Source organism: Kitasatospora sp. NPDC088351, from assembly GCF_040685575.1.
In the GTDB taxonomy this organism is placed as follows: Bacteria; Actinomycetota; Actinomycetes; order Streptomycetales; family Streptomycetaceae; genus Kitasatospora.
This window is the reverse complement of sequence record NZ_JBFBIL010000109.1, coordinates 1-8,724: the sequence shown is the minus strand read 5'-3', so window position 1 is coordinate 8,724 and position 8,724 is coordinate 1. Positions and strand designations below refer to the sequence as shown.

5 protein-coding genes and 1 pseudogene are annotated in these 8,724 nt (G+C 69.5%); all 6 read right to left on the bottom strand.

Features of this window, described 5'->3' with window-relative positions; genetic code table 11:
• Window positions 1-88: 88 nt before the first annotated feature.
• Window positions 89-562, bottom strand: a pseudogene (locus AB0P06_RS36265) (ATP/GTP-binding protein); the annotation flags it as partial.
• Window positions 559-2,637, bottom strand: a complete 2,079-nt coding sequence (locus tag AB0P06_RS36260) for a Mu transposase C-terminal domain-containing protein (RefSeq protein ID WP_363615162.1) — start codon at window positions 2,635-2,637, stop codon at window positions 559-561. The pseudogene AB0P06_RS36265 and the gene AB0P06_RS36260, both read right to left, overlap by 4 nt.
• A complete protein-coding gene (locus AB0P06_RS36255) occupies window positions 2,625-3,302 on the bottom strand; it encodes a TnsA-like heteromeric transposase endonuclease subunit (RefSeq protein ID WP_363615164.1) in 678 nt (225 codons plus the stop codon). Before AB0P06_RS36255 ends, AB0P06_RS36260 begins: the two co-directional genes overlap by 13 nt.
• A 120-nt stretch (window positions 3,303-3,422) precedes the next feature.
• Complete coding sequence (locus AB0P06_RS36250) at window positions 3,423-3,989, bottom strand: hypothetical protein (RefSeq protein ID WP_363615160.1); 567 nt, start codon at window positions 3,987-3,989, stop codon at window positions 3,423-3,425.
• Window positions 3,990-4,244: 255 nt separating this feature from the next.
• The gene (locus AB0P06_RS36245) at window positions 4,245-5,132 is read right to left on the bottom strand and encodes a replication-relaxation family protein (protein ID WP_363615158.1); all 888 of its coding nucleotides are present in this window, start codon (window positions 5,130-5,132) and stop codon (window positions 4,245-4,247) included.
• A 567-nt stretch (window positions 5,133-5,699) separates the two neighbouring features.
• A complete protein-coding gene (locus tag AB0P06_RS36240; RefSeq protein WP_363615156.1) occupies window positions 5,700-8,144 on the bottom strand; it encodes a Helicase associated domain protein in 2,445 nt (814 codons plus the stop codon).
• Window positions 8,145-8,724 lie beyond the last annotated feature (580 nt).

Below are 8,724 nucleotides of genomic sequence, written 5' to 3'. Positions count from 1 at the left end.
AGTTGCGCTCGCGTCACACACCACGGTCTACCGGATCAGGACCCGCCGCGAAGGTGAATCACACAGATTGATCACGACCGAATACGCGCCCTAGGAAGCGGGCGAACTCGGCGGCGATCATGCGGGGCGTCGCGGCCGGCGGGACGGTGATGTAGATGACCGGTATTCGGCTGTCCTGTCCGGGGTGGCGACGGCGGTCATGTAGTTCGTGGGCCAAACCGAGCTGGGTTAGGGCAATGGTTTTGCCGGTGTTGGCGGGCCCGGAGACGATCAGGCCCCGGCGGGCGCTGACCGCCCCGCGGTTGAGGATGGCCAGGCGCCGCCCGCAGGTCACGGTGGAGCGGACCGTGGAGGTGGCGACCACTTGGAGCCGGGCATGGTGGTCCAGCCGGTCGTCGTCGTAGGCGTCCCGTCCTGCCCCGTCCAGTGCGGCGTACTCGGCCTTCGTCAGCGCGACCATGGGTGCGTTCAGGGACGCTTCGACGAATGCGCGCCAGCCCGGCAGGCTGGTCAGCTGCCGTCCGAAGTCTTCCCCGGAATCGTCGATGGGCAGCGCGGTCACGAGCGTCTCCAGGGGTCTTCGAGCGGGTTGAACAGTCCCAGCGGGATCACCTCGGCCAGATCACCGTCGTCCACGGGTGCTTCGGGTTCGGACTGCCGCGGTACTTCCGGTGCCGGGGAGGGGACTGTGGGCGGGGCGGCCTTCGTCCGGGCGGCGACCCGCCGTTCGGCCTTGGCCGACCCCGGCTTCCGGTCCTTCTTGCTCGCGGCCGACCGGTCGGGGCCGGCGTGGGCGCGGGTCAGCAGGTCGGCGACGGCCTGGGCGAGTTCCTCCTCCGTGGCCTTGGGCAATTGATGGCTCACGTGGTCCCAGGCCAGATCGCCGAACGGGACCGGAGCCCGGTTCAAGTACTTCCAGTTCGCCTGGACCCAGCCTCCGCCGCCTCGGTGGTCGCGGACCCAGACCCGCGAGACGTCGTAGGGGTCACGGTGGACCTCCCAGAGCCCGCGCTTCGCGGTTACCCCGGACTCGCGCAGGCGCATCGGCCCGAGCTCGGGGCTGTCGTAGGTGCGGTTGTTGATCCGGATGCCGTAGGAATTGACGGCCCGCCAGGCCGCCGGCAGGAGTTCGACGTAGTCCTGCCCGCTGAGCGCAACCGGGACATAGCCGCAGGACTCGACCAGGGCGGCGTACTTCTGGTTCGGTGTGAAGAGCCGGCCCGGATGGTCAGGATCGCGCAGTCCCTCGTGCGGACGGTTCTGCCACTTCGCGACGATCCACTCGTCGAGCAGTTCCTGCAGCTCGGGCAGCGACCACAGGTTCTCCCGTTCCAGGTGACGGCCGCGTTGGTCGGTGTTGCGGCCGGTATAGCCCGGCAGGAACTGGGCGAACATCGTGGCCACTGAGCCCAGCATCTTCTCGATGTGGCCCTTCTCGAAGGGCGAGCCCTTGTGAGTCGGCTGGCACTCGATCTCCAGGAACCGGCAGGAGGACCGGAAGTTATGGGAGACGAACACCTTGCCGTGGTCGTAGACGATCATCTCCGGGACGATCACCGGCTTAGCCGCCGCATGCTCCAGGCGCTCGTCCAGGGTCAGCAGCCGCCGGTGCGGCAGCACTGAACGGGACATCTTCAGTGCATCCACCCAGCCCGGCCGCATCAGCTCCGGGGTGACCGTGCGGGCCAGCAGCACGCTCGCGTCCACCGACTTAGTCGACGGCCGCAGCACCGCCGCCGACAACGTCCTCGTCGCGACGTCAATCATCCCAGTCAGCTCGACCTTGCCCACCACCCCGTTGTCCAGCCGGACCAGCACGTCCAGCGGGGTGGAGTCCATCTGCATCACCTCGCCCGGCGCCGTCACCGTCAGCTCGCCGAACGGAGCGTTCGCCCCGTGGGCCTTCGACCGGCGCGTGACCGCCGACCCGGTGGCGTGGGTGCCAGCGGTGAGCTTGGCCAGGAGCCGGTAGAGGGTCGGCCGAGATGGCCAGTCGACCGAGTCCCCGCCGGGCGACTGGCCCAGGATCTCGCGTGTGCGCCAGATCAGATAGGAGCCGGTCCGGGTGGAGGCGTCGACGCCGTCCTTGATCGCCTGTCGCATCGCATCGACCACGGCGGGGTCCACCGACCCGAACTGCGGGGTCTTGCGTGCCGAGCGGAGATCGGCCAGGCCGACAACCCCGTCGTGCAGGTAGCGGCGTCGCAGCCGGGCGACGGTGCTGGCTGTGACCTGGTGCCCTGCCTGCGTCAACTCGGTCGCCTTGGCCTTTTCCCGAGCGGTCAGCGAGACTCCTGGACCGTACTCAGGTCGCGGATCAGTTCCGGGCTCCGCGTCGGGCGGCAGCCCGTGCAGGACCTCCAGTATGTGGCTCTCCCACCACATCGCCTGCCTGACCGTCTGCACTGGGAGCGTCTCCAGCAGGGACGAAGCGGGCAACGGCATCCGCTCAGGCTGGAAGAGAACCTCGAAGTCCTCCGCCTGGAACAGTTCGACCAAGGCCACCACGCGGTGCGGATCGTCAGCGTCCTCCAGCACTGCCGCCTGTGCGGTGACCTCAAGGACGCCTCTCACCTGCCCGGCGAACCTGATCCTGTCGCCGACCGCCAGCGCCGGCGGACGTTTCAGTTTGCCCACCGTTCTCCCTCCTCCACCCAGACCAGACTGTCGGTCTCCATCAGCCCTCCCGCCAAGTCCGTTCCCAGGACTCCTGACCAGAGCAAGTGGAACAGCACCGGCAGCACTTGAAGCCGGTCCCCGACCAGCTCAGCCCCCTCCCAGATGCCCTTCGGCTCCCGGAAGACCTCCACGAGCCGGTCGACCATCCCCTCCGGGCCATGACAACGCGCCCGTCGATAACGAGCCAGCCAGCGGAGGTTCGCCATGAGGACCGGAGCGGGCCGCCCTACCCAGTCGAACTCCCAGCCCACTGCCCGGCAGGCCCGCTCAGTCGCCGCGAACGCCTCACCGGTCACCTCGTCCATGTCCTCCTCGGCGCGGACGTCCACCACCCGGGACCGCCCGTCGGCCAACCGAACGAAGTAGTCGGGGGCATGGCGCCGCTGCCTCTCCCCGTCGTGCCAGTGGAGCCAGAACGGCTGCGACGCGATCCCCGCAACCTGCGGGTCACGGTCCAGCAAGATCAGGCGATCCCGTTCCAGCCACGACTCGTAGCCCACGTGGTCGCGCGTCGTCACGGAGAAGTACCAACCCGCGAAGCCCTGCCCGCCCTTGTCCCAGCGGAACGGTCGCACTGGCTCGACCGCCTCGAAGCGTGTCTGCCACCCCGACCCCAAGGGCATCCGCAGACGGCTTCCGCCGTCGAAGAACTCCAGCTCGAAGGCACGTAACGCCTCGTCGCCGAACGCTCTTGACAGAGCCTCTGCCACGAACCCACCCCCGCGTGCTTGAGACCACCGGTTTCAGCGTCCGACACCTGCGGTGCGGCTCAGCACTGCGCGGAATCGCTCCCGCCCAGCCCCCACACTCGCCTCCCACAGACCAGCGGCAGTGTCGGACACCGAGAGAGATTGAAGTCGTTGCTCGTCAGCAGCGAAGGAGGCGCCCGCGGCGTTCTGGTCCAGCATGCCCATCGCGGTGAGCGCCGCGTGGCCGCACGACACCGCGTGATCGACCTCCCCGAAGCCGTTGGCCAGCAGGGCATACCGCAGGACGAGGCCGGCGAAGAACGTGTACGTGTCCGCGACGCCGGTGATCCCTTCCTCAGCTGGTTGAAGCTCGGGGAACCGCTCCAGCCGGACTACACGATCAGCGGCGTCGGACAGAGGGCGGTCGGCGAACCAGAGGCCGCCCACGGACTCCACGAAGAAGTCCACGTCAGCTTTCCGTTCCGAATCGCCCGCCCGTAGACCGATGAACAGGGGAGCCATCCGTTCGGCACAGGCGGCGACGTACAGGCGAACCGCCTCGTCTCCCCCGACGTGAAGCACCTCTACGACGGCCTCTTCCACCAGCGTCTTCAACGCCATCCCCACCTTGCGAAGCAGTGGTCAACCTTCGCTGAGACTAACGGGCAGCCGTCAACCTTCGCTGAGAATCAATCATTCTTCGCTGAGACAGGACATTGGTGGCCTCCTTGATGGTCGCCCCCGGAACCTTGGTGACTACCGGACACCTTGATGCCTGGGGCGGACACCTTGATGACGGCCCCAGGATTTCTTGATGGCCGGGGCGGACACCTTGACGCCGCCCGCCCCGGCCATCAAACCGGCCACTGCGCTGCTCTATAGCTTCCAGGCCCCGCACCGGGCCTGCCTGTGGTTGGAGAGGGAGTGCCACACCGCCGCGCTGGTGCCGTGCTGCTCGAGGTCGTCCAGGCGGGCCGCGCCGGCCTTCACGGTCATCAGCATCAGGGCGACCACCGGGTGGCCGTCGGCGATGGCCTGGAGGTCGATGATGCGCTGCCGGGCGGCGCGCTCGCCCGTGTCGGCCAGCACGAACAGAAGCCGCGGGAAGGCCGGGTAGTGCTGCTGCCAGGCCGGTAGGACGCTCTGCGCGCCAGCGGTGCGCCGCAGATGCGGCGGGATCGGGTGGTGCTCGCGGAAGCGGGCGTAGCCGATCAGCTTGGCGGCGAGCTTCTCACTGGCCATCGTGCCGCGGTCCACCTCGACGAACGCCCGGTTCAGTGCCCGGTCCGGCCCGCCGGTCGCGTAGTGCAGCAGGCCGTCTGCGATGACGGCGCCGTCCCGGCCCTCGCCGTAGCGGTGGTAGACCTCCGGCAGGAAGTCCAGCGGCTGGCACTCGTCACCGGCCTTGCGGGCGCCGGCGACGAAGGCGGCCTGGGTGCGGGTGACGGCCAGGATGTGCCCGACCCGCAGCCGCGCCTCGGTCTTGTCCTCGGGCAGCGGCGGCGAGGCCACCCCCTCCAGTTCCGGGAAGCGGGCGGCGATCCGCGCGCCCCGCTCGGTCAGAAACCAGGCCCGCAGCCTCCCGGCCTGCGGGAGGACGACGTCCTCGACCAGGCCCTCGCTCTTCAGCCGGCGCAGCCGTCGGCGCATCAGCTCCGGCTTGCTGTCTGGGGTGTGCAGGACGCGCAGCTGCTCGGCCGTGGCCATCCGGAACTGGTACAGCGCGGCGACCACGGCGTGGTCGATCTCGGGCGGTGTCGCCATCACGGGCTCCTCAACGTCGGTGCCCGCCGCCCCGGTGGCGGCGAGCACCCGTAGGGAAGCCCGCGGTTCTCACCGGATTTTTTTTCTCACCAAGATCGGCTCATCCGGTCACGATCCGACAACGGGTGTTCTAACCGGTGCGTCAACCGGTGGTGTGAACCGGTGCGCCAACCGGTGGCCGCCCGTCCCGGCCGCCGCGCCCGGTTTCCGGACGAAAGCGCAGGTCAGCAGCCATGGTGAGTGGCCGTCAAGGTGAAACTCACCACCCCGACAACCCTCTCCTTCCCCTTCCTGTTCTTGGCTTTGTGGGTGGTGGTTGGCTGGTTGGGTGGGGCGGTGGCGTTGAGGATTCGTTGCGCCTGCGGCGGGCTTTTCTTCTCTCGCGTCCGGCTGGCGCCGGCCGCTCGCGGTGGGGCGGGGGCCGGGGCACGCGGGCGGCCCCGGAAGGCCGCCAGGCCGCCAGGCCGCCCCCGCCGGGCCCCGGCCGCCGTGTTCCTCGGACACGGCAGGCGCAGGCGGGCAGAGACGGCCTGGAGCGCTTCTCGGCGGGCGCCGGGCCCGCCGGTCTCAGCGCCAGTCGAGCCCGAGCGCGGCGAGCTGGTCGAGCTGCTCGGCGGTCAGCTTCGCCCGGCGGCTCTTGGTGTTGGAGATCCACACCCCGAGCTTCACCTCCACCGTCGCGCCGTCGTCGCCGTCGGGGACCTCCTCGACGTGGGCCCGGGGCACGGTCACCGATCCGGTGCGCTCCCGGTACAGGGCGAGCGCGGCCACGCCCCGGTCGAAGGCGCTCGACTTCCCGGCGCCGGCCTTCTTCTTCGGCGCCGCCTCCTCGGCCGGGGCCGCCAGCGGTGTGATGCCGAGCTGGGCCAGGCGCTCGCGCTGCTCGTCCATCAGCCCCTGCCACACGATGTGCTGGCGCTGCCGCTCCAGCCACCGGCCGACGTCCAGCCCGTGGATCGTCACCCCGGGCAGCAGATCGGACAGCTGCGCCCCGCCGTCCAGGCAGTCGGCGACGGCGGCGTAGTGGCGCTGCCAGTCCAGCGGCCACGCCGGGTTCCAGTCCGGGTCGATCTCGCAGAGGGCTTCCACCCGCTCCGGCCGGTCCGCCAGCACGCCGGGGCGGCGCTGGTTGGACAGCCACTGCCCGACCGGCTTGTCCAGCGCGGTGGCGGTGCGGGGTGCGGCGAGGGTGCCGTGGTGCTCGAAGTACTCCCGGCACGCGGCCAGGTTCTCCTCCCACGCCGCGTCCAGCGGATCCCACACCATCCCGAGCGACTCCAGCCGCTCGACCCGCTTGCCCTCCATCTCCCCGGCCGCGTACGCCTTGCGCTGCTCGCTCACCCAGTGCCCCAGCGGGTACATCTGGTGCGGGTCCAGCCCGGCCCGCGTCGCCTCGCGATGGTCGAACGGCACCCGCAGATGCCCCTCCCGTTTGTAGTACTTCTCGGCCGCCGACCAACCCCGGGCCCAGTCCTGCCGCTCGGTGTCGATCACGTTGAACGAAACCCACTGAGCGACCATCACCGGATCACGCGGCGCCGAGAAACGCAGCAGCATCCGGCTTTCCTTCTCGCCCTCCTGCGGCTCCGGACCGATATCGAACGACGGCTCAATGCTGTTCTGCTGCTCAGTCTGAGGGATCGCCAGCAATTCGACGGCCTCTTCGTCGTGAGCCCGCAGCGCCTGAAGCACATTCACCAAAGGCCGGTAACTCCCCGAGGTGAACATGTCCTGCGGCACCTCACCTTCCTTGAGGAATACCGGCACGATCAGCGACGCCAGCTTCCCCTCGCCGGGCTGCTGCCTAAGCGCCCGCCCGATCGCCTGCACGATGTCGTGCGGCGCGCCCTTCGGGTCCAGCAGGGCCACCGAGTCCACGGCACGGATGTCCACGCCCTCACCCAGCACCCGGCAGTTCGACAGCACCGCCCGCCGCGCACTGCGCCCGAACTCCGCCAGCACCCGGGCCCGCCGCTCGCCCGCGTGCTCGCCCTTGAGCCAGTTCGCCCAGATCCGGTCCGGGTACAGCTCCGGATCGCTCCCGTGCAGCCGGGCCGCGACCTTGGGCAGGCCCTCCGCGAACGCCTGAGCCTCTATGGTCCGGTGGTGGAAGGTGATCATCGTCTGCAGCCCGTGCTGCGCCATGGTGTGGAGCATGGCGGCCTGGAGAGCGCCGAGCCGCTGCCCGCGGATCTCCTCGCTGCGCTTCTCCGGGCTCATCAGGCGCTCCGGGGTGACCACCGGGTCGGTCAGCTCCACCACGATGATCTGGTAGCGCGCCAGCAGACCTCGCTTCACCGCCTCGGACAGCGGGAGCTTCCACGCGACCGGGCCGAAGATCGCCTTGTCGTCCATGGACGCGGCCATCTCCTCCGGCAGCCGCTCGTGCCGCTCCCCTTCCCGCAGCTCCCACGACGGCGCCGGCCTCTCCTGCCAGATGCGCGGAGTCGCCGTGGCGTACAGGCGCCGCGCAGCCGGGATGACGTGCTGGTGGTGGATGTCGGCCCAGGCCTTCCCGAGGCTTCCCGACGTGCGGTGGGCCTCGTCGACCACGGCCAGGTCCAGCGGGTCCAGCGCCTTGCCGTAGGCGCCCTCGAAGGCCTCCGCCAGCACCCCGAGCGAGCTGTAGGTGGCGAAGATGGTGACCGGCCCGGAGCCGTGCCACATGGCCAGCCGGATCGGGTTGGTGGTGCACCGCACGTCCATCGACCACAGCTCGACGTCGTCCTCCATCGAGCACACGGCGACCGCCGGCCCCGTGTGCCCGACCTCCCGCCACGCCTTGATCGTCTGGCCCAGCAGGGCCAGCGTCGGCACCAGGACGAGCGTGCGGCCGCGCGGGACGAGCCGCCGGGCCGCCGCCGCCGAGATGTACGTCTTCCCGGTCCCGCAGGCCGCGTGAATCTGTGCCCGCAGCCCGTTCGCCGGAATCACCCCGCCCGGCGGGATGTCCAGCGCGCGAATGATCGCGTCAACCGCCTCGATTTGGTGGTCACGCAACTCGATGGGCATGTCCCCGATCCTTCCATGGAATGCCGGAGGGGATTTTCTTGATCGCACAACGCCCGCAAGAGAGTCGAACATCGGGGGTGTGCCTGCAACACTGACTCTACACAGTGCATCACTATGATGCACTAGGCTTGCCGAAGGTTCCAACTCCGGAGTGATGCACGGCGGAATAGGGGCGTGAATCCGCACTGCGGGTGGTATGCTTCTCCCATACAGCACTTTTGGGGCCCGATGGTGACGGGCGTTCAGGGTGGGCGGAGCGAAGCGGAGTCCACTGGGCTCGACAGGGGGTGCCGGCCTTGACGGTGGATGAGGTGACAGGGGGTCTCGGTCCGGGGGTGGCCAGGTATTCCTGGGCCTACACAGTGCCGCGCGTGATGCACCCACCCCTCCCAGTCAGCCATCGGATTCCCGCTTGCGGGAATCCCCGGGGAACCCGCGAAGCGGGTTTCCTGACCGCTTTAGAATTCCGCTTGCGGAATTCAATTCCCGCGCTTGCGCGGGAATCCCGCCGGAGCGAAGCGGAGGCGCGCCAGCTCGTCCCCGTCCGGTTCGGAGCCCGGGCGGACGTGGCAGATCGGAA

What these genes read in the sequence shown, in the direction of transcription:
- AB0P06_RS36255 (WP_363615164.1), bottom strand. Translation starts at nt 3,302, where the DNA reads ATGCCCTTGGGGTCGGGGTGGCAGACACGCTTCGAGGCGGTCGAGCCA.
- AB0P06_RS36250 (WP_363615160.1), bottom strand. Translation starts at nt 3,989, where the DNA reads ATGGCGTTGAAGACGCTGGTGGAAGAGGCCGTCGTAGAGGTGCTTCAC.
- AB0P06_RS36245 (WP_363615158.1), bottom strand. Translation starts at nt 5,132, where the DNA reads ATGGCGACACCGCCCGAGATCGACCACGCCGTGGTCGCCGCGCTGTAC.
- AB0P06_RS36240 (WP_363615156.1), bottom strand. Translation starts at nt 8,144, where the DNA reads ATGCCCATCGAGTTGCGTGACCACCAAATCGAGGCGGTTGACGCGATC.